The following is a 25,656-nucleotide window of genomic DNA, read 5'->3' as shown; positions in this document are numbered from 1 at the left end:
GCCCATGTCGATGACCACGCGGATGGCGGTGCTGGCCGGAGTGGTGCTGCTGGCCGGCTGCCAGAGCTCGGGCCAGAGCCAGCCGGTGGTGCCGACCCCGATGCCCGGCGGCACGGCGGCATCCTCGGCCCAGTCCGAGGCGCAGGGCTTCCAGCAATGGGTGGCGGCGTTCCGGGCCGAGGCCGCGGCGCGCGGCATCAGCCAGGCGACGCTGGCCACGGCCTTCGACACCGTGCAGTTCCTGCCCAAGGTGATCGAGTCCGACCAATCGCAGTCGGAATTCACCAAGGCGATCTGGACCTATCTCGACAGCGCCGTCTCGGCCGACCGCATCCGCAACGGCCAGGCGATGCTGGCGCAGTGGGGGTCGACCGCGAATGCCGTCGAGCAGCGCTACGGCGTGCCGAAGCAGATCATCACCGCGATCTGGGGCATCGAGAGCAATTACGGCCAGAATTTCGGCACCACCGAGGTGATCGACGCCCTGGCCACCCTCGGCTATGAGGGCCGCCGCCAGGATTTCTTCAAGGAACAGCTGTTCGCGGCGCTGCAGATCCTGCAGCAGGGCGACATCAGCCGCGACCGCATGCTGGGCTCCTGGGCCGGCGCCATGGGCAACACCCAGTTCCTGCCGACGGTGTTCCTGAGCTCCGCCGTCGATGCCGATGGTGACGGCCGGCGCGACATCTGGGGCAGCATCCCCGACGTCATGGCGTCGACCGCCAACTACCTGGCGCAGTCCGGCTGGCAGCGCGGCCAGCCCTGGGGCGTCGAGGTCACCCTGCCGCGCGGCTTCGACTATTCGGTGGCGGAGCTGAGCACCAGGCAGCCGGTGGCCCAATGGGCGGCGCTGGGGGTGAAGCCGGTCTCCGGCCGCAGCCTGCCGGCGCTGGGCGACGCCTCGGTGATCACCCCGGCGGGCGCGCGCGGCCCAGCCTTCCTGGTCGGTCCGAACTTCAGCGTCATCATGAAGTACAACAACTCGACCAGCTACGCGCTGGCAGTGGCCACCCTGTCGGACCGGCTGGCCGGCGGCGGCCCGATCGCCGGGTCCTGGCCGCGCGACGAGCAGCCGCTGTCGCGCAGCGAGGTGCTGGAGCTGCAGTCGCTGCTGGCGGCCAAGGGCTTCTCCACCGGCGGCAGCCCGGACGGGCTGGTCGGGCCGGCGACACGGGGGGCGATCCGGGCCTGGCAGACCACCAGGGGCCTGGTGCCGGACGGCTTCCCGACCACGACCCTGCTGCAGCAGGTGCGGGCGGGGTGAGGTTCGGCCGCCACCGGCCGAACCCCTCTTGCCAAAGCCGCGGTTTCCCGTCGGAGTGATCCGGCCGGTTCCCTGACGACGACTCGCGCATGCCCGACCTGCTGCTGTACGCCCTCCTGGCCGGTGCCGTGGGCGGCATCCTGTCCAGCCTTGTGATGCGGTTGAAGCCGGAGGCGCCCCGCGCGCCGCCCGCCCCCGAGCCGGTTGCCGGACCCGGGACGGCGGTTCCGGCCGAGACGGCCGCGGAGCCTGCACCGGCGACGAGCGTCGCCGCCCTGCTGCAGCGGATCAGCCAGGCTCTCGGCCCCAAGGCGGAGGAGGTCAGCGGCCCGGGAGAGCTGCAGGAGATACCGGAATTCCAGGCGGCGCTCGACGCGATGCGGCGCCCGGATGCCGGCTTCGACCTGCTGCGCCACCACGCGCTGGGCGGCAACTGGCCGCTGGCCTGCGCCGCCTTCACCGTCCTGCGCGACCATCCGGACCGGCAGTCGCTGGCCGACGAGGTGATGCGGCACCTGCCGCACACGCGCCCCTATGTCCTGCCCGACGCGCTGCAGTTCCTGACTGCGCTGGATCCGCGCCCTCTCGTCGGGCAGGTGGTCCTGGCCGCCCCGGAGTGGTGGGAGAACAACCCGGTCATCTCCCGTTTCGTGGAGGTGTATTTCGAGCGCAGCGCCGAGCTCGGCGACACTCCGGGCTTCGGCACGCTCCTCGGCCGGTATGCCGAGCTCGACCTCGACCCCGCCCGGGGCCTGCTGCGCAAGATCCGGCACCCCTTCGTCGCGCGGCTGCTCGAGGCGCTCCGCACCTGGCAGGACACGCGGATCGACCGCGGCTTCCTCTCCGGCATCGGCACGCTGTGGAGCGAGGACGAGGACGACCGGCTGCTGATCCGGCCGGCCGCCTGGCAGGAGCAGCTGTCCACCGCCGAGACCGCCATCCGCGCGCCGCGGCCGCGCTCGGTCCTGGTCACCGGCACGCCGCGCACCGGCAAGAGCGCGTTCCTGCGCCTGCTGGGCCTGAACCTGCACGAGGCCGGCTGGCAGGTGTTCATGGCCAGCGGGCACGAGCTGATGGCCGGCCAGATCTATATCGGCCAGCTGGAAGGGCGGATCCGCCAGCTGGCCGACGCCCTGCACGCCCGCCGCAGGATCGTCTGGTATGTGCGCGATCTCGGCCAGCTGGCCGGCAGCGGCACCCACAGGGGCCAGGCGGCCAGCATCCTGGACCAGGTGATGCCGGCGGTGGTGGCGGGCGACCTGATCCTGGTCGGCGAAACCAGCCAGGCGGCCGCGGCGCGGCTGTTCCAGACCTACCCGTCGCTGCGCTCGGTGATCGAGACGGTGGCGCTGGAGCCGATGAGCGACGGCCAGACGCTGGCGCTGGCGACCGAGCTCGGCCACCGCATCACCGACGCGGTCGGCGTGGCGGTGTCGGAGCAGGCTGTCACAACGACCATGGAGCTGGCGCAGCATTATCTCGGCAACGGCCAGCTGCCGGGTGCCGTGCTGGAGCTGCTGAAGCGCGCCACTGCCCGGTCGCTGCATGCCGGCGAGGAGACGCTGACCGGGGCCAGCGTGATCGCCACGCTGTCGCAGATCTCCGGCCTGCCCGCGGTGATCCTCGACACCAGCCAGCGGGTGGAGCTGGCCACCATCCGCGACTATTTCAGCCGCCGTGTCATCGGCCAGGACGAGGCCGTGCAGGCGATGGTCGACCGCATCGCCATGCTCAAGGCCGGCCTGACCGATCCCGGCCGCCCGATCGGCGTCTTCCTGCTGGCCGGCCCGACCGGCACGGGCAAGACCGAGCTGGCCAAGACGCTGGCCACCTTCCTGTTCGGCGCCCCCGACCGGATGGCGCGGCTGGACATGAGCGAGTTCCAGACCGCCGAATCCACCGCCAAGATCCTGGGCAAGCCCGGCGAGAGCGATGCCGATTCGCTGATCGCCCGCGTCCGCAAGCAGCCCTTCTGCGTGATCCTGCTCGACGAGTTCGAGAAGGCGCACCCCAGTTGCTGGGACCTGTTCCTGCAGATCTTCGATGACGGCCGGCTGAGCGACGCCAACGGGCGCGAGGCCGATTTCCGCCACAGCTTCATCATCCTGACCTCGAATCTGGGCGCCACCGCGCATCGCCGGCAGAGCTTCGGCTTCCTGGCGGACCCGCAGGCCTATGGCGAGGACCAGGTGCTGGCCACCATCGGCCAGACCTTCCGCCCCGAATTCGTCAACCGCCTCGACAAGATCATCGTCTTCCGGCCGCTGTCGCGCGAGCTGATGCGCAACATCCTGCACAAGGAGCTGGCCCTGGTGCAGGAGCGGCGGGGCCTGCGCGAGCGCAGCTGGGCGGTGGAGTGGGAGGCGGGCGCCATCGAGTTCCTGCTGGACCGCGGCTTCAGCCCGGAGATGGGGGCCCGGCCGCTGAAGCGCGCCATCGACCAGCTGGTGCTGGCGCCGCTGGCCGCCACGCTGGTGGAGCGGCGGTTCCCCGAGGGCGACCAGTTCCTGTTCGTGCGCTCCGACGGCAAGGCCATCCAGGTCGAGTTCGTCGACCCCGACGCCGCGCCGGCGGAGGAGGCGGCGCCGGATATCGAGCCGGACGACACGCTGTCGCTGCCGGGGATCATGCTGCGGCCGGCCGGCTCCCAGGCCGAGCGGGCCTTCCTGAACGCCAGCTGGCAGGCCATCCGCGAGGATATGGACGGGCCGGACTGGACCGCGCTGGGCGACACGCTGCGGGCCGAGCTGGCCGACCCCGGCTTCTGGTCGCGGGACGACCGCCACACCGTCTTCTCGCGCCTGGAGCTGATGGACCGCATCCGCGAGGCCGCACGCACCGGCGAAAGGCTGGACCGGCGCTACGCCCAGACCGCCCAGGCCCCGCAGCGGGCATCGCGGGAGCTGGCGTCGCGGCTGGCGCTCCAGCTCTTCAACCTGCGCGCGGGCCTCGACGACCTCGCCGCCGGCGCGCCCATCGACGCCCTGCTGCGGGTCGAGCCGGCGCTGGACGCCGGTGGCGGCAGCCATGCGGAGGAATGGTGCCGCCGGCTGACGGCGATGTACCGCGCCTGGGCCGACCGGCGCCACATGCAGGTCCGGGAATATGCCGCGCCCGGCGGCCAGGGCCGGACGATCCTGCACGTCACCGGCTTCGGCGCCTTTCGCACCCTGGCCGGAGAGGCCGGCCTGCATGTCCTCGAGGACCCCGCGCCGGAACAGAGCGCCCAGCGCACGGTGGCCCGTATCTCCGTCATCCCGGGCCCGGATCAGGACATGCCGGAAGGCAGGGAGCATGCCGCCGCGACGAAGCGGTTCGCCGCGCTGCCGGGCACGGCCGTCATCGTGCGCCGGTATCGCGACGGGTCGTCGCCGCTGGTGCGCGATGTCGGCGGCGGCTGGCGCAGCGGCCGGCTGGATGCCGTTCTCGGCGGCGATTTCGACCTGATGGGCGCCGTCGCCAGGAAGCAGCCGGCGGAATAGCGGGACCGTCGGCGGTCAGGTCCGCGCGGCCAGCGCCGTCATCCGCGCCACCAGCGCGGCGACGGCCGGCCGGGCGCCGCCGGTGCGGGTCAGCAGGTGATAGGCCAGCGGGCTGGGCGCTTCGAGATCGCCCAGCCGCACCAGGCCGGCGGCCCGCACGGCGCGGTCGGAGAACGGCGCCCGGGCCAGGGCGACGCCCAGCCCGGCCTCCGCCGCCGCCAGCACCAGGGTGTAATCCTCGAACCGCCGGTCCTGCGGCCGCGGCTTCAGCGCGATGCCGCGGGCGCCGCACCAGGCGCGCCAGCCGGTCAGGTCGGAATCGTGCAGCAGCGGTGCCTGCAGCAGGCCCTCCGGCGAGCCGCCCACACGCCGCGCCAGCTCGGGATGGGCCACCGGATACAGCCGCTCCGGCAGCAGGCGCGTGGCCTGGATGCCGGGCCAGGAACCGGTGCCGTAGCGCACCGCCAGGTCGACCTCGCCGCCCTCGACATCGGCGTTGCGGCCCTCGACCGCGATCTCCAGCCGCAGCGCCGGGTCGCCTTGCTCCAGCGCCGTCAGCCGCGGGAACAGCCACAGCTTGGCGAAGCCGGGGACGACGCTGACCCGCACCACCTCCGGCCCGCGCCGGCGCCGCCAGCGCACCGCCGCCTCGTCGATCAGCCGGAACGCCGCCTCGACCCGTGAGACGAAGCGCTGCCCGTCCGGGGTCAGGCGCACGCCGCGGCCATGGCGCTCGAACAGGGCCGTGCCCAGCCAGGCCTCGACCGCCGCGACACGCCGGCTGACCGCGCCATGGGTGAGGCCCAGCGCCTCGGCCGCGGCGCTGAAGGACTCATGCCGGGCCGCGACGCAGACTGTGTCGAGGCTGTCGAGCGGCGGGCGCTCCGAGGACAAGCTGTGATTCATACGCACAACTCACGCTCGATCGGCGCCCTATGTCAACAGCACGCCCGGTGCCAGAACGGAGTCCTCGCGTTGAACGAGGTGTTTCCGTGTCCAACCACGCCCGCCTGGCCACCGCCGCCGTGACCGTCACCATCCTGTCCTGGGCCTCGGCCTTCCCGGCGATCCGCCTGGCGCTGCGCGAGCTGCAGCCGGTGCCGCTGGCCGCCGCCCGCTTCGCCGTGGCGGCGGTGCTGATCCTGGGCTGGCTGGCCTGGCGCCGGCCGGCGCGCCCCACCCTGCCCGACCTGCTGCGCTTCGCCCTGTGCGGGCTGGTCGGCATCGCCGCCTACAACATCCTGCTGAACACCGGGCAGCGCAGCGTCGCCGCCGGCGCCGCCAGCTTCATCGTCAACACCGCGCCGATCCTGACCGCTCTCCTGGCCCGGCTGGTGCTGGGCGAGCGCTTCGGCGCCCGCGGCTGGGCCGGCACGCTGGTCAGCTTCACCGGCATCGCCCTGATCGCCTCGGCCCAGCCCGGCGGACTGGCCTTCGGCGCCGGCGCCAGCCTGGTGCTGGGATCGGCGCTGTGCATGGCGTGCTATGTCGTGCTGCAGAAGCCGCTGGTGGCGCGGTACGGCGCCCTGGCCTGCACCGCCTGGACGCTGCTGGCCGGCGCGCTGTGGCTGTCGCCCTGGCTGCCCGAGGCCGCCGGCGAGCTGCCCGGCGCCAGCGCGGTGACGATCGCCGCGGTGATCGGCCTCGGCGTGCTGCCGGCCGCCATCGGCTACGCCACCTGGACCTATGCGCTCGGCCATTTCGGCGCGGCGCGGGCGACCAATTTCCTCTACCTCGTCGCGCCGACCGCGACCGCCATCGCGGTGCCGCTGCTGGGCGAGGCGCCGGGATCGCAGACCCTGCTGGGCGGCGCGATCGCCATCGCCGGGGTGGTGCTGGTCAACACGCGAGGACGGGCGGCGCCGCAGGCCTCGCCCGTGACGCCGCGCCTGCCCTCCTGAGGCTCAGAGCAGCCCGAGCTTGTCCCGCGGCGGGCCGGGGAAGTCGGCGAAGGCCGGGGCGCCGTCGGGCGTGCCCAGCAGCTCGCGCACCGCCCTCGTGGCCTGGTCGATCGCCGAATGGACATAGGCATAGGCGCCGGAATCGGCGTTGGCGATCGCGATCCGGCCCCAGGGCTTGCGCGCCGCCACGATCGGCAGCGGCCCGTCCGGCCAGAAGGCATCCCACGGCCGCATATACTCATAGGCATAGCCATGCGACCAGCGATTGGCGGTGATCGCCTCGATGTCCCGCGCCGGGTCGAAGCCGCCGCCCGACAGGGCCCGGCCCAGCAGGTCGCGGATCTCGCGCTCCATGTCCTCGAAGCTCAGCTGGGTCAGCTGGATGCGGCCGGCGAGGGACTGCTCGCGCGACGACAGCCCCGGCTGCAGCGGCACCTTGCTGAGATGCAGCAGGACCGGGTCCTCCGGCTTGTCGGCAAAGCTGTAGCCGCCCATGCTGACCGGGAAGTCGATCTCCGCCCCCGACCAGAAATGGCCCGGCGCGTCGAAGCCGTCGATGCCCAGCTTCGCAAAGGCGGTCCAGTTGCGGATCAGGACGTTGGTGTAGATCAGCGGCACCTTCTGCTGGTCGCGCAGCGCGTCGACCTGCGCCGCCGGCAGCTCATCGGTCAGGAACGGGATCACCCGATGCCAGCAGGCCAGCACGACATGGCCGGCCTCGACCGTGCGCAGCTTGCCGTTCTGGACATAGGACACCTCGACCGACTTAGCCGAGGCCGGGTCGCCCTGGTGCTTCACCCGCACCACGGTCGAGCCGAGCCGGATCCGCGCCGGCTGGCCGTCGACATCCAGCTTGCCGTAATCGGCCTGGGCGAGGACCAGGTCCTCCATGGTGCCGCCGGGGATGGCGGCCGGGATCAGCGACCGCACCAGCGCCCGGGCGACGCCGGCATTGCCGTCGGGGAAATGGTAGATGTACTCGTCCGGGTCGGTGCGCGCCAGGCGGCCGCTGGGGCTCATGGTCGGATAGACTTCGTCGCCCAGATCCATGCCGTCGAAGCCGGGATTGCCGTTGGCCCAGGCGTCGAGGCAGGTGGTGGCGTCGATGCCGACGCCGAAATAGGCCTCGGTCGACCCCTGGAAGTAGGTGACCAGCTGCGGGTCGGCCTTCACCAGGTCGGTCAGGAACTGGGCGTAGGTGGTCTTCGACAGCCGCTCCAGCTTCTCCGCCCGCGACAGGCCGGGCAGGTAGTCGGCCGGCTCATCGATCAGGGCGATCAGGTCCTGCTTGGCCTTGTCGGTCAGCGGCGTCTGCGGCACCCAGTCGGCGGCCTTCTCCCCCTCCTTCACCAGCGCGTCGGTCCCGAAGGCCTCCTTCGGGAAGAACACGGCACGGCCCAGGCCGCGGGCCTCGGCCCAGCCCTGGTCGTAATACTGCTCGAACCGCTTCGGCTCGATGCCGATCGTCGCCAGCAGCGCGTTCACCGCCGGGCTGAAATAGCTGGGTGTCTGCAGCGACTGCGATCCGCCATAGCCGAGGACCATGCGGCCACCGGCGCTGGTGAACTCGTTGCGCTTGGCGTGGCCGCCGAAATCGTCATGCGGGTCGATCACCAGCACCCGCGCATTGCCCCCCGCCTGCTGGCGATAGAGCACCGCCGCGGCCAGGCCGGAGATGCCGCCGCCGACCACCACCAGGTCATAGCGCTCGCCGGTCGCCTCCGGCGCGCCGGCCTTGTCCCAGAAGGTGCCGTCGCGCACCGAATGCATGACGTTGTAGGAGCCTTCGTGATGGCCGCGCAGCCCGGTCAGCTTCGGCGGATAGCCGGCGGCAGGCCCGGCGGCGAAGGCGCTGCGGGCGAAAGCCCCGCCCAGCGCGGCCGCGCCCGCCGTCAGGGCGATGCCGTCGAGAAAGTCGCGCCGGCTGATCGCCCGGCCCATTCCCAGATCGCGATCGGATGACATGGATGTTTCCCCCCTCCCTGGCTGCCCCCGATTCAGCGGGGCCAAGGTGGCGGAATTGCGGTGCGAGGCGGGGCGGCTCAGGCCGCCGGCTTGATCCCGACGAGCCGGAAGATCTCGACCTCGCCATTTCGGCCGCGGACGCGGCGCGGCCCCAGGCTCTCCATCTCGAATTCCGGGCCCAGCAGCGCCGCGGTCTCGGCGCTGATCAGGATCGTCGTCTCCTCGTCGCGCGACAGCACCTTGCCCAGCTGCTCCAGCCGGTTGCCGATGTTCACCGTGTCGCCGACGATGGTGTAGTTGGTGCGCCCCGGCGCGCCGATGTTGCCGACCACCACCGGGCCGCTGTGCAGCCCGATGCGCAATCTCAGCCGCGGCCGGCCGGCAGCGGCGCGACGGTCGTTTTCCGCCCGCATCACCGCGGCGATGGCCAGCGCCGCCCGGGCCGCCCGCGGCGCATGGTCCTTCATCTTCTCCGGCGCGCCCCAGAACGCCATCAGGCAGTCGCCGATGAACTTGTCGATGGTGCCGGATTCAGCCTCGACGCAGCGCGCCAGCATGGCGAAATGCTCGTTCAGATAGGCCGCGATCCGCGCCGCCGGCAGCCGTTCGGCCGCCGCGCTGAAATTGGCGATGTCGGTGAACATCACCGTCAGGATGCGCTCGATCGAGACCACATCCTCGCCGTCGCCCTTGGTGATCAGGCGGCGGACCAGGCTCTTCGGCACATAGGTCTCGAGCCAGCGCAGCCCCACCAGCATGGTGTTGAAGGCCTGGGCGCCCTCGTTCAGCTCCTTGAACACGCTGCCCGGCAGCGGCTTCACCTGGCTGAACTCCAGCTTGCCCACCGCCCGCGCCTGTTCCGAGAAGGCCCGCACCGGCCGCGCGATCATGCGGCCGACGAAGACGCCGACGATGATCGCCAGCACCATCACCGCCAGGCCCGCCAGCCCGGCCCGGATCACCCGCCAGACCTCGGCGCCGATCGCGTCGCCCGGCACATGGATGCCGAGGATCAGCTGGGTCGGGCCGAAGCCGTAGATGGTGCGGTACAGGAAGATCTCGTCCTGGTCGCCGATCTGGACCTCGCGGATCCGCACCCGGGGATTGCGCACGGTGACCGGCGCGCCCTGCGTCCACAGCGCCGCCAGGGCCGGATCGCCGACCTGATCGAGCCGTGGCAGCGGCTCCTCCACCGAGGCCGGCGGCGGGTCGGTGGCCATGCGCGGATGGGCCAGCACCCGGTCCTCGCCATACAGGATGAAGGGCACCTGCGCCGGGTCGCTGGACACCCGGGCCAGGAACTTCGACAGGTCCTGCACCGTGACCACCGCGAACAGCACGCCGACCAGCTGGCCGTTGCGGCGCACCGGCTGGCGCAGATTCAGCACGGTGGCGTGCGGCCCGTCACGCAGATACAGGATCTCGCCCCAATAGGCGTCGACCTTGCCGGCGGCCTCCATCAGCGCCTCGCGGCTCTGCTCGGCCTCGTTCCGCTGGTCGAAGGTCTCGTAGCTGCCGTCCTGCTGGTGGGTGACGCCGCGGATGCGCAGATCCTCGGTCAGATAGGCGATCGAGCGCACCTGCGGCGAGGCGGCCAGCGCCCCGGTCAGCATGGTCGAGAACTGGTCCATGTTGGCCGCGTCGAGCCGCCCCTGCTGCAGCAGCAGGGCGAGGTTGCCCAGCTCGTTCGACACCGGCTCGAGATGCTGGCGCAGCTGCGCCTCGACCGAGGCGACGCCGATCTCGGCCTGGTTGGTCAGCAGGTCGAAGGTGGTGCGCGCCGCCGTGGTCCAGTAGATCGCCAGCACCGCCGCGACCGCGATCGCCACGAGGCCGCCGATGGCGACCGCGAGCGTCCGGGCCAGGGTGATGGTGCGTCGGCGCGGCCTGCCGGAGCGGCTGGCCGGCGCCTCGGCCTCGGCGGAGACCGGCAGGGTCATGGGGCGATGGCGGGATCCAGCATGCGGCCCAGCGGCCGGCCGCCGAAGATGTGGATGTGCAGGTGCGGCACCTCCTGGTGCCCGTCACCGCCGATGTTCGACAGGATGCGATAGCCCGGCTCGGCCAGGCCCAGGTCGCGGGCGACGCGGCCGACCGCCCGGGTCAGGGCCGCGATCTCGGCGTCGCTGGCGCGCTCCGAGAAATCATCCATCGAGACGTAGGCGCCCTTGGGGATCACCAGCACATGCACCGGGGCGCGCGGGCCGATGTCGTGGAAGGCCAGGACATGGTCGTCCTCATACACCTTCCTGCACGGCAGCTCACCGCGCAGGATGCGGGCGAAGACATTGTTCGGATCATAGGCCATCGGTCGTCCTCTCCACCGGTCTTCGCCGAGCGATGATGACACATGGTGCTGAATCGCGGCGAAATTCAGCCAACACCCCAGCGACCCGTTCGATGCCGGCGGCGACGCGATGTCGCGGGCCGCCTCCCTCTCCCCGCACGGGCGGGCGTGCCTACTCCGTCGGCCGTGCCGCCTTCTCGGCGATGCCGCTGGTGCCCTCGCGCGCCTCGAGCACGGCCCAGACCGCCTCCGGCTCGACACCGGCATCGGCCCACAGCACCAGCAGGTGGTAGAGCAGGTCGGCGCTCTCGGACGCGATCTTCCCCGGGTCGTCGCGCAAAGCCTCGATCACCGTCTCGACCGCCTCCTCCCCCAGCTTCTGGGCGATCTTCGGCCGGCCGCGGGCGAACAGCTTGGCGGTGTAGCTGGAGGCCGGGTCGGCGCCCTGCCGCGACCGGATCACGGCGGCCAGCCGGTCCAGCACCCGGGCGTCGATCGGCGAGCCTCCGCCGCTCATGCCGCCATCCGCACCGGCAGGCCCGCCTCGGCCAGATGCTGCTTGGCCTGGGCGATCGAATAGGTGCCGAAATGGAAGATCGAGGCGGCGAGGAGGCCGGTGGCGCCGCCGGACAGCGCGCCATCGGCGAGATGGTCCAGCGTGCCGACGCCGCCCGAGGCGATGATCGGGATGCCGACCACCTGCCGGATCCGCTGCAGCAGGCCGATGTCGAAGCCTTCCTTGGTGCCGTCGCGGTCCATCGAGGTCACCAGGAGCTCGCCGGCGCCCGCCTCGGCCATCCGGTCGGCCCAGTCCACCGCGTCGATGCCGGTGCCCTTGCGGCCGCCATGGGTGAAGATCTCCCATTGGCCGGGCGAGACCTGCTTGGCATCGATCGCCACCACCACGCATTGCCGGCCGAACTTGACTGCCGCCTCGGACACCAGCTCGGGCCGGGCCACGGCGGCCGAGTTGATCGACACCTTGTCGGCGCCGGCCAGCAGCAGGGCGCGCACGTCGTCGACGCTGCGCACGCCGCCGCCCACAGTCAGCGGCATGAACACCTGCTCGGCGGTGCGGCGGACCACGTCGAACAGCACGCCGCGATTCTCGTTGGTCGCGGCGATGTCGAGATAGACCAGCTCGTCCGCCCCCTCGCGGTCATAGTGCCGGGCCTGCTCGACCGGGTCGCCGGCATCGACCAGGTTCTCGAAGTTGACGCCCTTGACCACCCTTCCGTCCTTGACGTCGAGGCAGGGGATCACCCGGACCTTAAGCATATCTTCAGGCCTCCACCGGCACCGGGCCGGACAGGATCGCCAGCGCCTGCTTCGGGTCGATCCGGCCGTCATAGAGGGCGCGGCCGCAGATCACCCCGGCGATGCCCGACTTCTCCTCGCGCTTGATCACCCGCAGATCGTCCAGCGAGGAGGCGCCGCCGGAGGCGATAACCGGCGTGGTCAGGGCGAAGGCCAGGTCGGCCGTGGCCTCGACATTCAGCCCGCCCATCGCGCCGTCGCGGTTGATGTCGGTGTAGATGATCGCGGCGACGCCGGAATCCTCGAAGCGCAGCGCCAGGTCCAACGCCTTGACGGTCGAGGTCTTGACCCAGCCTTCGATCGCCACGAAGCCTTCCCGCGCGTCGATGCCGACCGCGATCCGGCCCGGCCAGCGACGGCAGGCCTCGCGCACCAGGTCCGGGTCGCGCACCGCGACCGTGCCCAGCACCACCCGGGCGACGCCGCGCTCGAGCCAGAACTCGATCCGCTCCAGGTCGCGGATGCCGCCGCCCAGCTGCACCGGCAGCGAGGTGGCCTTGAGGATGCCGCCGATCGCCTCGGCATTCACCGGATGGCCGGCGATGGCGCCGTTGAGGTCGACCACATGGATCCAGCTGAAGCCCTGCTCGGCGAAGGCCTTGGCCTGCTCTGCCGGGTCCAGGTTGAACACCGTGGCTTCGCTCATCTCGCCGCGGACGAGACGGACGCAGTGGCCGTCCTTCAGATCGATGGCCGGGTAGAGGATCATGGCGTCGGGTCCTGCCCCGCCTCGGTCGGCGGGATCAGCGGTTTGTGGAAGTAGCAGCCGCCGATCAGGCGGCCGTTCACGCGGGCATAATACGGGTTCGTCGCCCAGCGGACGAATCCCAAGCTCTCGAAGACGCGGATCGCCGCATCCTGGGTCTCACGGACATCGAGCGTCAGCAGGCCGTAGCCGCGCGCCCGTGCCTCGGTCTCCGCCGCCTCGACCAGCATCCGGGCCAGGCCGTGGCCGCGGGCCCAGGGGGCGACGAACATGCCGTTGACGGCGGCGGCGAAGGATTGCGCCTCGTTGTTCGCCGGCGGCTCCACCAGCTGGATCGCCCCGGCGATGACCTCGTCGAGCCGGCCGACGAACAGGTGCCGGCCCGGCATCGCCGCCACGCCGCCCCAGTAGCGCTCCATGGTCTCGCGCGGCGGCGGCTTGACCCAGCCGAATCCGCCGCCCTCGAGGATGGCCAGCTCGGCCGCGTCGCACAGGTCGTGCAGGTCGCCGCCGCGGACCCGGTCGAGCCGGCTGACCGACACCGCCGGTTCAGGGATGGGGGCCGTGGTCACGGTGTCCAGGTCACGAAGTTGCCGAGCAACCTGAGGCCGGCCGCCTGGCTCTTCTCCGGATGGAACTGCACCCCGATCCAGTTGTCGCAGCCGACCGCGGCGGTCTGCTGCCCGCCGTAATCGACCGTCGCCAGCACCTCGGCCAGGTCGGCCGGCACCATCACATAGGAATGGGCGAAATAGACGTCCTGGCCGTCCAGCCCGTCCAGCACCGGGTGCTCTTCCCCGACCACCAGGCTGTTCCAGCCCATCTGCGGCACCACCAGGTCGGGATCGGCCGGCGCCAGCGGCACCACCGCGCCGTGGATCCAGTCGAGGCCGAGGAAGTCGCCATGTTCATGGCCGACGCCGGCCATCACCTGCATGCCGACGCAGATGCCGAGGAACGGCACGCCGTCCTGCTTCACCCGCTGGTCCAGCACCTCGCGCAGGCCCGGGATCGCGCCCAGCGCCTGGCTGCAGTCGCCGAAGGCGCCGACGCCCGGCAGCACCAGCCGGTCGGCCCGGCGCACCACCTCGGCATCGGCGGTGACGATAATCTCCTGCGCCGCCCCGCGCTCCGCCGCGGCGCGTTCCAGCGCCTTGGCGGCCGAGCGGAGATTGCCGGAGCCGTAGTCGATCACGGCGATGGCCATGCGGAAATCCCGGAGCTAGAGGGAACCGCCGAGCGTGCCCTTGGTCGAGGGCACGGCGTCCGGGCGGCGGCTGTCGATCTCGGTCGCGGCGCGCAGGGCGCGGGCCAGCGCCTTGAAGCAGCTCTCGACGATGTGGTGGTTGTTCTCGCCATACAGGTTAGCGACGTGCAGCGTCAGCCCGGCGTTCTGGGCGAAGGCGTGGAACCATTCCCGGAACAGCTCGGTGTCCATCTCGCCCAGCTTGTCGCGGGTGAAGCGGACATCCCACACCAGATAGGGCCGGGCCGAGATGTCGACGGCGACGCGGGACAGCGCCTCGTCCATCGGCACATGCGCCTCGCCGTAGCGCTGGATGCCGCGGCGGTCGCCCAGAGCCTTGGCGAAGGCCTGGCCGAGGGTGATGCCGACATCCTCGGTGGTGTGGTGGAAGTCGATATGGAGGTCGCCCTCGGCCCGGACCGTCAGGTCGAACAGGCCGTGCCGGGCCAGCTGGTCCAGCATGTGGTCGAGGAAGCCGACACCGGTCTGGATGTCGGAGCGGCCGGTGCCGTCGAGATCGACCGTGGCGCTGATCCGCGTCTCGCGGGTGGCGCGGTCGACGGTGGCGGCGCGGGTCGGGGCCGAGCGGGCCTTGGCCGCGCTGGTCCGGCTGGGTTTGGCAGGGGTTCCGTCCATGGCCCAGGTGTCTTATCAGGAAGCCCGGCGCATCGCCAGAGAAGGAGCCATGCCCGGAGGGCAGGGAACGGTCCGCAAGACTTGATCCCCCCGCCGGACGGTCCAATCTAGGCGGTGCGGGCCGATCGCCCGTCCTAACCCCAGCATTTCCGGATTTCTGCATGTCGTCTTCCGAGAGTGCCGCCTGGCACGGCACCACCATCCTCGCTGTGCGCAAGAACGGCCATGTCGTCATCGCCGGCGACGGCCAGGTCACCGCCGGCAACACCGTGATGAAGGGCACCGCCCGCAAGGTGCGGCGCCTGGGCGACGGCAGCGTCATCGCCGGCTTCGCCGGGGCGACCGCCGACGCCATGGCGCTGTTCGAGCGCCTCGAGGCCAAGCTGGAGAAGCATCCGGGCCAGCTGGCCCGCGCCTGCGTCGAGCTGGCCAAGGACTGGCGCACCGACCGCTACCTGCGCCGGCTGGAGGCGATGATGGCGGTGTGCGACCGCCAGGTCTCGCTGATCCTGACCGGCACCGGCGACGTGCTGGAGCCCGATGACGGGCTGATCGGCATCGGCTCCGGCGGCCCCTTCGCCCTGGCCGCCGCCCGGGCCTATATGGAGCACCCGGAATTCGACGCCGAGACCATCGCCCGCAAGGCGATGCAGATCGCCGGCGACATCTGCATCTACACCAACCACAACGTCACGCTGGAAAGCCTGTGATCGCGGCCCTGCCGATCACCCGACCCGCGGCCGCGAAGGACCCGAGATGACCGACACCGCCAATTTCAGCCCGCGCGAGATCGTCTCCGAGCTCGACCGCTTCATCGTCGGCCAGCACGACGCCAAGCGCGCCGTCGCCATCGCGCTCCGCAACCGCTGGCGGCGCCAGCAGCTGCCCGAGGCGCTGCGCGAGGAGGTGCTGCCGAAGAACATCCTGATGATCGGCCCGACCGGCGTCGGCAAGACCGAGATCGCGCGCCGCCTGGCGAAGCTGGCCAACGCGCCGTTCCTGAAGGTCGAGGCCACCAAGTTCACCGAGGTCGGCTATGTCGGCCGCGATGTCGAGCAGATCGTCCGCGACCTGCTGGAGATCGCGATCAAGATGACCCGCGAGACCCTGCGCAAGGAGGTCGCGGCCAAGGCCGAGATCCGCGCCGAGGAGCGGGTGCTGGACGCGCTGGTCGGCGACAGCGCCTCGGCCGAGACCCGGCAGAAGTTCCGCAAGATGCTGCGCGAGGGCCAGCTGAACGATCGCGAGATCGAGATCCAGGTCGCCGACACCGGCGGCGGGCTGCCGACCTTCGACATCCCCGGCATGCCGGGCGCCCAGATGGGCATGCTCAACCTCAACGACATGTTCGGCAAGGCCTTCGGCAACCGCACCAAGCCGCGCCGCATGTCGGTGCAGGAAAGCCACGCGGTGCTGATGGCCGAGGAATCGGACAAGCTCCTGGACCAGGAGAAGGTGACCGCCGAGGCGATCCACCTGGTCGAGCAGAACGGCATCGTGTTCCTGGACGAGATCGACAAGATCACCGCCCGGTCGGAGCGGCAGGGCGCCGATGTCAGCCGCGAAGGCGTGCAGCGCGACCTGCTGCCGCTGATCGAGGGCACCCAGGTGGCGACCAAATACGGCACGGTGCGCACCGACTACATCCTGTTCATCGCCTCCGGCGCGTTCCAGCTGGCCAAGCCGTCCGACCTGCTGCCGGAGCTGCAGGGCCGCCTGCCGATCCGGGTCGAACTGCAGGCCCTGTCGCGCGACGATTTCCGCCGCATCCTGACCGAGCCGGAGCACAGCCTGATCAAGCAGTACAAGGCGCTGCTGGGCACCGAGGAGGTGACGCTGGACTTCGCCGAGGACGCGATCGACGCCCTGGCCGACCTGGCGGCGGAGATCAACCGTTCGGTCGAGAACATCGGCGCCCGGCGGCTGCACACGGTGCTGGAGCGCCTGCTGGACGAGGTCAGCTTCACCGCTTCCGACCGGTCCGGCGAGACGGTGAAGATCGACGCGGCCTATGTCCAGGACAAAGTCGGCGCGCTGACCAAGAACGCCGATCTGAGCAAGTTCATCCTGTAATAGCAGACCACCGGTCTCGACGCCTTCCGCTCACCGTCGCCGCCCGGCTAGCCTGGGCGGTGACGGCGCGAGCCCGGGCGGGCAAGCCGTCCTTCTGCCGAGAGGATCGACATGTCCGCTGCTGCCAGGCGCTTCGGCCCCTACGATGTCACGGTACTGCTCGACGGCATCTTCGAGGCGCCGAAGACGGTGCTGACCCATGCCGCCGGCGAGGACGCCACCCGGCGCCTGGTCGAGGGCTGGCCCGGCGACAAGATCAGCATCGACGTGAACTGCTACCTGCTGCGGGGGGAAAACGGGATTTCCCTGATCGATGCCGGCACCGGCGACCATTGGGGGCCGGCGCTGGGCAAGGCCCCCGCGGCGCTGGCGGCGGCCGGCGTGCGCCCTGAGGAGGTCGACCGCGTGCTGATCACGCATCTGCATGGCGACCACGTCCTGGGCCTGCTCGTGGGCGAGCAACCCTGGCTGCCCCGTGCCGAGATCCTGATCCCCGAGAAGGATCTCGCCTTCTACAGCGATGCGGCCATCGCCGAGACCTTCCCGCCGGCTCGGCGCGGCAATTTCAAGGCGGCCGCCATCCTGGCCCGGGCCTATGCCGGCCGCATCCGCCCCATCGCGCCCGGTCCGGTCGAGGGCCTGCCGGGCGTCGAGGCCGTGCCGCTGCCCGGCCACACGCCGGGGCAGAGCGGCTATCGCCTCGGCGAGGGCCGCGACGCCCTGCTGATCTGGGCCGACGCCATCCATCTCGGCGTGCCGCAGATCGAGGACCCGGAGGTCGGCCTGACCTACGACCTCGACCCGGCGCAGGCCATCGAGAGCCGCCGCTTCCTGCTGGACCAGGCAGCGCGGCATGGCTGGCGGGTCACCGGCAGCCATGTCAGCCCGATCGGCCGGGTCGAGGCCGGCGACCGCGGCTGGAGATTCATCGAGGGCTAGCAGCGGCTCACCCTCAAAAATTCGTCATTGCGAGAGCAGCGAAGCAATCCAGGGGCCGTTTGGCGTGGCCCCTGGATTGCTTCGTCGGCTTCGCCTCCTCGCAATGACGATTCTTTCGGTGGGGAGGAGCGAGCCTGATCAAGACCTCGCCGCTGGTGAGGCCCCCCCAGCGAGGGCCGTCCTTGTTACCTCGCGTTCAGCAGCTCGGTAACCTTGAGCAGCACGAACTCCTCATCGTCCTGCCGGTCGACGGCGCGGCCGGAGGAGAAGGGCAGGTTGTTGTCGTTGGCGACGATGATGTGGTCGGCGTCGACCCGCGCCACGTTCTCGATCGTCACGAAGGGGAAGCTCAGCGTGCCGTCATGGCCGCCCTGGCGCGCCTGGTGGCCGGGATCCTGGATCGCCAGCAGGTCGATTGAGCCGATCTTGCGCAGGATGCCGTCGGCATCCGCATCCGCCAGGTCGACCAGATAGACCCGCTTCAGCTTGGCCGGGGTGGCGAAGCAGTCCGGCTTCGGGTCGCCCTGGCAGGCCTGGGCGACATCGCCCTCGCCCTGGTCGCGCTCGATGATCAGGCCGCGGGTGCCGCCGATCAGGTTGAAGTCGCCGATCGAGTTGCCGTTGGTCTCGAGCCGGTACTTCCACGACTTGCCGGTGAATTTCTTCGACGCGACGTCGAATTCCAGCACGCGCAGCAGCTCATGGCCCTGGGCGTCCGTCTCCGGCGCGCCCTTGGCGGCGTCCCACAGTCCGCCTTCCAGCAGCGGGTACAGGGTCTTGCCGTCCTCCGACGCCGCCATGCCCTCGAAGCCCTTGCTGCGGCGCGATTCGAAGGCGACCGGGCCGGGGGCGCCCGGCATGGTGAGGTATGGGTTGTCGGGCGAGCGCACCGGCTTGCCGTCCGCCACCGTGTCGACCACGGTCAGCACCCGGCCGGCGGCGTCGGTCTCGATCAGGAAGGGCCCGAGCTCGTCGCCGAACCAGTAATGGTCGCCGATCAACTGCACCGATTCGATGTCGAAATCGGCGCCGGTCAGGTAGCGCTCCTTGGTCGCCTCGGTGACGATGCGGAACGGCACCTTCCTGTCGGGGTCGGACAGGAACATCGTGTTGAGCACCGCGACCCGGCCGGCCTGCCAGTCCGGCTTCACCCGGTGCACCATCAGCATCGCGTCCGGCGAGTTGGCCTTGGCGCCGAAGCCGTTGTCGGTGATGACGACGTATTCGCCGTTGCCGACCGGCCGGATGCCGCTGAAGCCCTGCACCGCCTGGCCGACGAAGGGGAAGGTCAGGCCGGTCTCGCGCACCGCCTTGCCCGAGCCGGTGGTGCCCATGACGCTGAACGGCCGGTCGATCCGGGCCAGCGTCGGGCCGGCGAACTTGGCCGAGGTGGCGAACATCGCCGGCGCATCGGCCGGCGGCGCGGCGAAGGTCATCGCCGGCAGCACGGCATGGCCTTCCAGCACCGCCGGATAGGTCTGCGGCGCCGGATCATCACCGGCCAGGGCCGCGGCGGCGGACAGGGCCAGGACCGCCAGCGAGGCGGTGGCAAGACGGAACGGATGCATGGAACCCCCTCTCGAACGAAACGCGGCGGGAGAGTGGGGTCGGCCGATGACGGCCGGATGACGGCTGCATGAAAGTCTCGGGTCGGCCCCCACCCACCGGCAATCGCCGAGATCAGAGCGCCAAGATGAGCATCGAGATACCGCAGAGCCCCGTCCAGCGTTGGCGCCGGTCTCGGTACTGCCGGGATGAGATGTTCGACCGGCACCCAATCCACAGCATCAACGGGCCGGGCCTCAAGGAACATCTGTCCGCGGTCGCGGATGATGCGCAGGCAGGCCGTCGGCGAACAGGCATCGACATATCCGTCGCCGAAGCCCCGCGGATCGTCGCGCTCGGCCACCCACCGGAACCCGGCGCCGCCCAGGACGGCGCCCAGTCGGGCTCGGGCCTCGGTGCTGAAACGGTCGCTCATCGGGTTTTGCCTGGTCGGGGCGCCGACCCAGCACAGCGCCCCTCGCCTGTCGCCGTCAAGCCGCCACAGCCTCCTCGGCCATCCGCGCCACCAGCCGGTCGATCTCGGCCTCGGCCGCCTGCAGCGACTGTCGGATCCGCTCATCGGCGAACTCGTCGTACTCCGCGGCGATCGAGACCGCGTCGGTGATGCCGATGTAGCGGAACACCGTCTGCAGATGCGGCTCGACATGGTTGAGGCCGGCGATGCGCTCCCCCGGCCCGTAGCCCCAGTCGCCGCGGGCGCCGAGCGTTACCAGCCGCTTACCGGACAGCATCGGCCAGTAGGGCTCGCCCGGCCGGCTGCGGTCGAAGCCGAAGGTGCGGCCGACCCGGACGATGTTGTCGACCCAGGCCTTCATCGGCGCCGGCAGGCCGAAATTGTACATCGGCACGCCGGCGACGATCAGGTCGGCGCGCTCCAGCTCGTCCACCAGCGCGTCGCTGACCGCCAGCGCCGCGCGCATCTCCGGCGTCCGCCGCTCCGGCTTGGTGAACGCTGCGGCGATCCAGGCCTCGGTCACCGGCGGCGGCGGTTCCAGCCCGACATCGCGGCGGATCACCATGTCGTGCGGCCGCCGGGCCAGCCAGGCCTCCATGAAGCGGGCCGACAGGCGGCGGGTGTGCGAGCGGCCGAGGCGGGCGCTGGCATCGATGTGCAGGATCGTGGTCATGGCTGAGCTCCAGAAGATCTCTGCCCCAGGAGATGTGCGCTTTCCGGCTTGCGGACAAAGGCGAATCCCTCATCCTATGGCTGAGTTGAACTCATCCATCGTGACCGCCATGCGCCGCCTGCCCCCGCTCGCCGCCCTGCGCGCCTTCGAGGCCGCCGCCCGCCATCTCAGCTTCAAGCGCGCGGCGGAGGAGCTGCTGGTGACGCCGACCGCCGTCAGCCATCAGATCCGCCTGCTGGAGCAGACGATGGGGCTGCGGCTGTTCGAGCGGCGGACCCGGCAGGTGGTGATGACCGAGGCGGCGCAGCGCCTGTACCCCGTGCTGCGCAATGGCTTCGACGCCTTCGCCCGCACCATCGACGGGCTGTCGGCCCGGGCCAGGCCCAGCACCGTGACGCTGACCGCCACCCGCGCCTTCACCGCCCGGCTGCTGGTGCCGCGCGTCGCGTCGTTCCAGGAGCGGCGGCCGGACGTCACGCTGCGCCTGCTGGCGGCGGATGAGCCGGTGGACCTGGCCGCCGGCACCGCCGACCTGGCCATCCGCTACGGCAGCGGCGCCTATCCCGGGCTGCGGTCCGAGCTGCTGGGCACGGACCGGCTGGCGCCGGTGGCGCATCCGGCGCTGGGGCTGACAGCGCCGGAGCAGCTGGCGCGGCACCGGCTGGTGCATTTCGAGTGGCGCGTGTCGCATCCCGACCGGCCGTCCTGGCCGCGCTGGTTCGCCGCCGCCGGGCTGCCGGAGGCCGGCGCCTCCGCCCTGCACTGCACCGATGAGAGCCACGCCATCCAGGCCGTGGCGGCCGGCCACGGCGTCGGCCTCTTGAGCCTGACGCTGGTGGCGGCGGAGCTGGCGGCCGGCACGCTGGTGCAGCCCTTCGGCCCGGCGATCGAGGGCATGGGCTTCCACCTGGTCCGCCGCCCCGGCGCGGAGGCTGAGACGGTGACGGCGGTCCGCGACTGGGTCCTGGCGGAGTTCGGGAACCCTACGTCTCGCGCTGGCGCTTGAGGATGATGTAGAGCGCGCCGGAGCCGCCGTCGCGGGGATGGGCCGGGGTGATGGCCAGGATCCTGCCGCGCAGCGGCGCCTCGTTCAGCCACACCGGCACGTTCTGGCGCAGCACGCTGTCGCCGTTCGAGAAGCTGCCCTTGCCGGTGATCACCAGCAGCGTCTTCTTGCCCGCCCGCTGGGCCGAAGCGATGAAGCCGATCAGCGCGTCATGCGCCTCGACCTGGCGCATGCCGTGCAGGTCCAGCCGGCCCTCGATCCCCTCCTTGCCGCGGCGCAGCCGGTCGGCGCGGTGCCCGTCGATGCCGGTCAGGTCGCCGGAGCGCAGCCGCTTCGGCGCTGCCGGCGCCACGGGCGGCTTCGGAGCCGCCGGGGTGAGGCGCTGGCCCGACGGGGCGGGCCGCGGCGGAGGGGCCGGTGGAGCGGGTTCAGGAGGCGGCGGCGGGGACGCCGGGTCGCGCGGCCGCAGCGGCACGACGTCCTGCATCACGAGACGCCAGAGGCGGCGCTCTTCCTCGCTGGGCTTTCGGGTCTTGGCCATGCCGGATCAGCGGTCGGCATCCTCGGCCGAACGGCCGCGGCCCGGACGGGGCCGGGCCGGACGGGTCAGGAGCGACAGCATCGGCGGGTCAGTGGGATTCGCGGGTCTCGACCAGCGCCCAGTTCGGGTCGGTGGCGCGAGTGTTGCGGGCGAAGGTCCAGATGTCGGTGACTTCGACCGTCTGGTCCGGGCTGCCTTCGATCACCTTGCCCTCGGCGTCCCGCGTCACGCTCTTCTGGCGCGAGGTCAGGCGCACGGTGACGAAGGCGGTGCGGCCGTCCATGCGGGCGTCGATGATCTCGGCGCGGTCGACCGATTCCACCGTCTCCTCCAGCACATGGCCGGCGGCCAGGCGGTCGCGGATCGCGCCGCTGAACTCGTCATACAGCTCGTCGGACAGGAGCGGGCGCAGCGTTGCCGTGTCGCCGCGGGCGAAGGCCTCGACGATCATCTTGAACGCCGCGCGGGCGCCGCCGACGAAACTGCTCTCGCTGAAGCTGCGGTCGGCGATCTTGATCTGGGTCAGGCCGCTGGCCGGGGCGCTGTCGCCATTGCCGTTGGCCCGCGGCCGCTCCGGCATGCTCACGACATTGTCGGGAGAGCGGGGCTCGGGCCTGGCCGGCTGCTGGGCGATCGGGTTCGACCGCCGCTGCTCCGTCCCCGTGCGCCGGCCGAGCACGCTGCGCAGCCGCAGGATCAAGAAGCCGGCGATCACCGCCAGAACCAGGATATCGAGGAAAGAGCCTTCGCCCATCGCTCCCTACACTTGGCCGCGCGCCCGTGCCGGCGCCGAATGCATCGCTCTGGACCCGGGCGCCGCGCGACACTACCTCTTGGTCGGCCCGGCCGGATCAGCGAATGCTCGGCGGACAACCGTTCGGGCCAGGATGCGCGGTCAGGAACGACGCCTGCCCCCGACAGATAGGCTGCCGACCCCCAAACGGCAAGGGAAACCGATGCCCCTCCTCGCCCTGCTGCTTCTTGTCCCGGTCCTGGCCGAGATCACGGTGTTCATCGTGGTCGGCCGCTGGATCGGCGTGCTCGCCACCCTGCTGCTGTTCATCGCCATCGGCGTGATCGGCTCGCTGCTGCTGAAACGTCAGGGCATGCGGGCGCTGCGGGAGATGCAGGCGGCGCTCGCCCGCGGCGAGCCGCCGGCCGAGCCGGTGGCGCATGCCGCCCTCTTGGTGCTGGCCGCGCTGCTGCTGATCTTCCCCGGCTTCCTCAGCGACCTGATGGCGCTGCCGCTGCTGCTGCCCCCGGTCCGGCGCGCGCTGATCCGCTGGCTGGGCGTGCAGGCCAAGCGGCGCGGTGGCTTCACCGTCTGGCCCGGCGGCCGCGGACCCGGAAGCCCGGGCGGCGGCACGGTGATCGATGCCGACTACACCGAGGTGAAGCCCGACGGCGGCCGCGACCCGTCGCTGCCGCGGATCGAGGATTCGCGCTGGGGCGGCAAGGGCGGGGGCGACGCGCAGGGCCGATCCTGACCGGTCGACCCCGGTTGTGGCCGCAACGGGTTCCGTGCTAGCGAGACCCCGTCTTTCGCCGGCCAGCCGAGCCAGAGTTTCCAGGGAGAGTTTTCATGTCGGACGACAACCAGCAGCCGGACGCCGAGCAGCAGCTGCAGCCCTCGCTGCAGATCTCGGCGCAGTACGTCAAGGACCTGTCCTTCGAGAACCCGAACGCGCCGCGCAGCCTGACCCAGCAGACGACGCCGCCGCAGGTCACGGTCAATGTCGACGTCCGCACCCAGCAGCTGGCCGAGAACGCCTTCGAGGTGGTGCTGCACATCAAGGCCGAGGCCAAGACCGGCGACGCCGCCACCTTCCTGTGCGAGCTGAGCTATGGCGGCGTGGTCGCCCTGGCCAACGTGACCAAGGAGCAGACCGCGCCGCTGCTGCTGATCGAGGCGCCGCGCCTCTTGTTCCCCTTCGCCCGGTCGGTGATCGCCGAGGCGACCCGCAACGGCGGCTTCCCGCCGCTGCTGATCCAGCCGATCGATTTCACCGAGCTGTTCCGCCGCCAGCTGGCCGCCCTGCGCGCCCGCTCCGAGGCCGAGGGCCAGCCGAGCGTGAACTGACGCCGGGTTCACGGCGGAGGCCAAGCCCCGCTTCGGCGGGGCTTTTTCTTGCCCGCTTTTATATCAGCGGGCCTTGAGATCGACCCTCCAGCCCTCTCTCGTCATGGCGAGCCCCGAAGGGGCGTGGCCATCCAGGACGGCTCGCACCGGCCTCTGGATGGCCACGTCGCTACGCTCCTCGCCATGACGGATCTATGTTTCGGGCGGCTGGTCTTCAGCCTTCCTTCAGCCAGATCGGGTCGGTCAGGCCCTTGATGAAGGCGAGATGGGCCGCCAGCTCCGCCTCGGTCGGGGCGTGCGGCCGGGCCGGGCGGGCGATGCGCTCGACCACCACGGTGGTCTCGGTGACCTCGACCGTCGTGGTGATGGCCAGGCCCGGCTCGCGGCCGCCGCACATCTCCAGCCAGACCTCGGCCAGCAGCTGGGCGTCGAGCAGCGCCCCGTGCAGCGTGCGGCCGGAATTGTCGATGCCGAAGCGGCGGCACAGCGCGTCGAGCGACGCCTGGGCGCCCGGCCAACGCCGCCGGGCCAGCGCCACCGTATCGATCGACCGCGCCATCGGGATCGGCGGCAGGCCGAGCCGGCCGAGCTCCATGTTCAGGAAGCCCATGTCGAATTCGGCGTTGTGGATCACCAGCTTGGCGTCGCCGATGAAGTCCAGGAACCCGCCGGCGACCTCGGCGAAGACCGGCTTGTCGGCCAGGAACTCGTCGGTCAGCCCGTGCACGCGCTGCGCCTCCATCGGCACGATCCGCTCCGGGTTGATGTAGACGTGGTAATGCGCGCCGGTCGGGACGTGGTTGATCATCTCGACCCCGCCGATCTCGACCAGGCGGTCGCCGCCCATCGCGTGCAGGCCGGTGGTTTCGGTGTCCAGGACGATCTCGCGCATCACGCTACCTTCAGTGAGGGCCGCCAGCGCCGACCCGGCCGGGCCAGCGCCTGCCGCCGCAGCGCCCGCAGGGCCAGCCGCGTCGGCCGGCGGCCGAGGCCGGTCGGCACCACCCAATCCGCCCGCCGACGCTTCTCGCGGTCGGGCATCTGCGCCGCCAGGATGGCGGCGAATTTCTCTTTCGTCATCCCCGGCCGGGCCAGCACCCGCTGCCGCTGGATCAGCCGCGGCGCGCTGACCACGGCGACGGCGTCGCAGAAGCGCTCGCCCCCGGTCTCGAACAGGAGCGGGATGTCCAGCACCACAAGATCGTCGCCGCGCCGCCCGGCCTGCTGCAGGAAGCGGCGCATGCGGCGGCGCACCAGCGGGTGCAGGATCGCCTCGAGCCGGCGCAGCGCCTCCGGCCTGCCGAACACCAGCGCCCCCAGCGCGCGGCGGTCGACCGCGCCGTCGCGCACCGCCTCCGGAAACGCCTTCGCCACCGCCGGCACCGCGGCGCCGCCCCGGCGCATCAGGTCGTGGACCACGGCGTCGGCGTCGTGCACGGCGATGCCGTCGCGCCGGAACATCGCCGCCGCCGTCGACTTGCCCATGCCGATCGAGCCGGTCAGGCCCAGGATCCTCACGC

General features: G+C 71.3%; 25 protein-coding genes. 9 read left to right on the top strand and 16 right to left on the bottom strand.

Going from position 1 to position 25,656, the window contains the following annotated elements; translation table 11 throughout:
- Positions 1-4: 4 nt before the first annotated feature.
- Both BWR60_RS15555 and BWR60_RS15550 read left to right on the top strand, forming a co-directional pair.
- Positions 5-1,264, top strand: coding sequence for a lytic murein transglycosylase (locus BWR60_RS15555; RefSeq protein WP_088151932.1), 1,260 nt, complete (start codon positions 5-7; stop codon positions 1,262-1,264).
- An 89-nt stretch (positions 1,265-1,353) separates the two neighbouring features.
- Positions 1,354-4,746, top strand: coding sequence for an AAA family ATPase (locus tag BWR60_RS15550; protein ID WP_088151931.1), 3,393 nt, complete (start codon positions 1,354-1,356; stop codon positions 4,744-4,746).
- Positions 4,747-4,761: 15 nt separating this feature from the next.
- Here the strand turns inward: BWR60_RS15550 and BWR60_RS15545 are convergent, their stop codons facing one another.
- On the bottom strand, positions 4,762-5,652 hold the full coding sequence (locus BWR60_RS15545) for a LysR substrate-binding domain-containing protein (protein ID WP_088151930.1): 891 nt from the start codon (positions 5,650-5,652) through the stop codon (positions 4,762-4,764).
- A gap of 86 nt (positions 5,653-5,738) precedes the next feature.
- Between BWR60_RS15545 and BWR60_RS15540 the strand changes: the two genes are divergently transcribed.
- Positions 5,739-6,647 (top strand): DMT family transporter, encoded by a 909-nt coding sequence (locus tag BWR60_RS15540; protein ID WP_230983070.1) that lies wholly within the window; start codon positions 5,739-5,741, stop codon positions 6,645-6,647.
- Between the two features lie 3 nt (positions 6,648-6,650).
- Here the strand turns inward: BWR60_RS15540 and BWR60_RS15535 are convergent, their stop codons facing one another.
- The 9 genes from BWR60_RS15535 to hisB all read right to left on the bottom strand — a co-directional run bounded on the left by BWR60_RS15535 (position 6,651) and on the right by hisB (position 14,804).
- On the bottom strand, positions 6,651-8,612 hold the full coding sequence (locus BWR60_RS15535) for an NAD(P)/FAD-dependent oxidoreductase (RefSeq protein ID WP_088151928.1): 1,962 nt from the start codon (positions 8,610-8,612) through the stop codon (positions 6,651-6,653).
- Between the two features lie 77 nt (positions 8,613-8,689).
- Entirely contained in the window at positions 8,690-10,552 is a 1,863-nt protein-coding gene (locus tag BWR60_RS15530; RefSeq protein ID WP_088151927.1) for an adenylate/guanylate cyclase domain-containing protein, read from the bottom strand.
- Positions 10,549-10,920 carry a histidine triad nucleotide-binding protein gene (locus BWR60_RS15525; protein ID WP_088151926.1) on the bottom strand — a complete coding sequence of 124 codons (372 nt, stop codon included), beginning with the start codon at positions 10,918-10,920 and terminating at the stop codon, positions 10,549-10,551. The genes BWR60_RS15530 and BWR60_RS15525 overlap by 4 nt, the downstream gene beginning before the upstream one ends.
- A gap of 151 nt (positions 10,921-11,071) precedes the next feature.
- Positions 11,072-11,416: a phosphoribosyl-ATP diphosphatase gene (locus BWR60_RS15520; RefSeq protein ID WP_034835853.1), complete on the bottom strand. Its 345-nt coding sequence runs from the start codon at positions 11,414-11,416 to the stop codon at positions 11,072-11,074.
- Complete coding sequence (gene hisF / locus BWR60_RS15515) at positions 11,413-12,177, bottom strand: imidazole glycerol phosphate synthase subunit HisF (RefSeq protein WP_088151925.1); 765 nt, start codon at positions 12,175-12,177, stop codon at positions 11,413-11,415. Before hisF ends, BWR60_RS15520 begins: the two co-directional genes overlap by 4 nt.
- Before the next feature lie 4 nt (positions 12,178-12,181).
- Positions 12,182-12,925: a 1-(5-phosphoribosyl)-5-[(5-phosphoribosylamino)methylideneamino]imidazole-4-carboxamide isomerase gene (gene hisA, locus BWR60_RS15510; protein ID WP_088151924.1), complete on the bottom strand. Its 744-nt coding sequence runs from the start codon at positions 12,923-12,925 to the stop codon at positions 12,182-12,184.
- Positions 12,922-13,494 (bottom strand): GNAT family N-acetyltransferase, encoded by a 573-nt coding sequence (locus BWR60_RS15505; RefSeq protein ID WP_230983069.1) that lies wholly within the window; start codon positions 13,492-13,494, stop codon positions 12,922-12,924. The genes hisA and BWR60_RS15505 overlap by 4 nt, the downstream gene beginning before the upstream one ends.
- Positions 13,491-14,129, bottom strand: a complete 639-nt coding sequence (hisH, locus tag BWR60_RS15500; protein ID WP_088151923.1) for an imidazole glycerol phosphate synthase subunit HisH — start codon at positions 14,127-14,129, stop codon at positions 13,491-13,493. Before hisH ends, BWR60_RS15505 begins: the two co-directional genes overlap by 4 nt.
- A 15-nt stretch (positions 14,130-14,144) precedes the next feature.
- Positions 14,145-14,804, bottom strand: a complete 660-nt coding sequence (gene hisB / locus BWR60_RS15495) for an imidazoleglycerol-phosphate dehydratase HisB (RefSeq protein ID WP_088151922.1) — start codon at positions 14,802-14,804, stop codon at positions 14,145-14,147.
- Between the two features lie 161 nt (positions 14,805-14,965).
- Between hisB and hslV the strand changes: the two genes are divergently transcribed.
- From hslV to aidB, 3 genes are all read left to right on the top strand, one after another.
- On the top strand, positions 14,966-15,514 hold the full coding sequence (gene hslV / locus BWR60_RS15490) for an ATP-dependent protease subunit HslV (protein ID WP_088151921.1): 549 nt from the start codon (positions 14,966-14,968) through the stop codon (positions 15,512-15,514).
- 46 nt (positions 15,515-15,560) lie between these two features.
- Positions 15,561-16,877 (top strand): ATP-dependent protease ATPase subunit HslU, encoded by a 1,317-nt coding sequence (gene hslU / locus BWR60_RS15485; RefSeq protein ID WP_088151920.1) that lies wholly within the window; start codon positions 15,561-15,563, stop codon positions 16,875-16,877.
- Between the two features lie 111 nt (positions 16,878-16,988).
- Positions 16,989-17,816, top strand: a complete 828-nt coding sequence (gene aidB / locus BWR60_RS15480; protein ID WP_088151919.1) for an AidB family quorum-quenching N-acyl homoserine lactonase — start codon at positions 16,989-16,991, stop codon at positions 17,814-17,816.
- 185 nt (positions 17,817-18,001) lie between these two features.
- Here the strand turns inward: aidB and BWR60_RS15475 are convergent, their stop codons facing one another.
- Positions 18,002-19,384, bottom strand: coding sequence for an esterase-like activity of phytase family protein (locus tag BWR60_RS15475; protein WP_088151918.1), 1,383 nt, complete (start codon positions 19,382-19,384; stop codon positions 18,002-18,004).
- 468 nt (positions 19,385-19,852) lie between these two features.
- On the bottom strand, positions 19,853-20,509 hold the full coding sequence (locus BWR60_RS15470) for an FMN-dependent NADH-azoreductase (protein WP_088151917.1): 657 nt from the start codon (positions 20,507-20,509) through the stop codon (positions 19,853-19,855).
- Between the two features lie 109 nt (positions 20,510-20,618).
- Between BWR60_RS15470 and BWR60_RS15465 the strand changes: the two genes are divergently transcribed.
- Positions 20,619-21,515, top strand: a complete 897-nt coding sequence (locus BWR60_RS15465; RefSeq protein WP_088151916.1) for a LysR substrate-binding domain-containing protein — start codon at positions 20,619-20,621, stop codon at positions 21,513-21,515.
- Here the strand turns inward: BWR60_RS15465 and BWR60_RS15460 are convergent.
- The gene (locus BWR60_RS15460) at positions 21,493-21,867 is read right to left on the bottom strand and encodes a Smr/MutS family protein (RefSeq protein ID WP_230983068.1); all 375 of its coding nucleotides are present in this window, start codon (positions 21,865-21,867) and stop codon (positions 21,493-21,495) included. The two genes, BWR60_RS15465 and BWR60_RS15460, sit on opposite strands and share 23 nt — an antisense overlap.
- A gap of 277 nt (positions 21,868-22,144) precedes the next feature.
- Positions 22,145-22,810, bottom strand: a complete 666-nt coding sequence (locus BWR60_RS15455) for a Tim44/TimA family putative adaptor protein (RefSeq protein ID WP_088151914.1) — start codon at positions 22,808-22,810, stop codon at positions 22,145-22,147.
- Positions 22,811-23,012: 202 nt separating this feature from the next.
- Between BWR60_RS15455 and BWR60_RS15450 the strand changes: the two genes are divergently transcribed.
- Both BWR60_RS15450 and secB read left to right on the top strand, forming a co-directional pair.
- Positions 23,013-23,543 (top strand): FxsA family protein, encoded by a 531-nt coding sequence (locus tag BWR60_RS15450; protein ID WP_088151913.1) that lies wholly within the window; start codon positions 23,013-23,015, stop codon positions 23,541-23,543.
- A gap of 95 nt (positions 23,544-23,638) precedes the next feature.
- Positions 23,639-24,136, top strand: a complete 498-nt coding sequence (gene secB, locus BWR60_RS15445) for a protein-export chaperone SecB (protein WP_034848572.1) — start codon at positions 23,639-23,641, stop codon at positions 24,134-24,136.
- 214 nt (positions 24,137-24,350) lie between these two features.
- Here the strand turns inward: secB and dnaQ are convergent, their stop codons facing one another.
- Positions 24,351-25,028 (bottom strand): DNA polymerase III subunit epsilon, encoded by a 678-nt coding sequence (gene dnaQ, locus BWR60_RS15440; RefSeq protein WP_088151912.1) that lies wholly within the window; start codon positions 25,026-25,028, stop codon positions 24,351-24,353.
- Complete coding sequence (gene coaE / locus BWR60_RS15435) at positions 25,028-25,654, bottom strand: dephospho-CoA kinase (RefSeq protein ID WP_088151911.1); 627 nt, start codon at positions 25,652-25,654, stop codon at positions 25,028-25,030. Before coaE ends, dnaQ begins: the two co-directional genes overlap by 1 nt.
- Positions 25,655-25,656: the final 2 nt, after the last annotated feature.

Source organism: Inquilinus limosus, from assembly GCF_002195995.1.
Taxonomy (GTDB): domain Bacteria; phylum Pseudomonadota; class Alphaproteobacteria; order DSM-16000; family Inquilinaceae; genus Inquilinus; species Inquilinus limosus_C.
The sequence above is the reverse complement of the archived record's forward strand: the minus strand, read 5'-3'. Positions and strand labels throughout refer to the sequence as shown.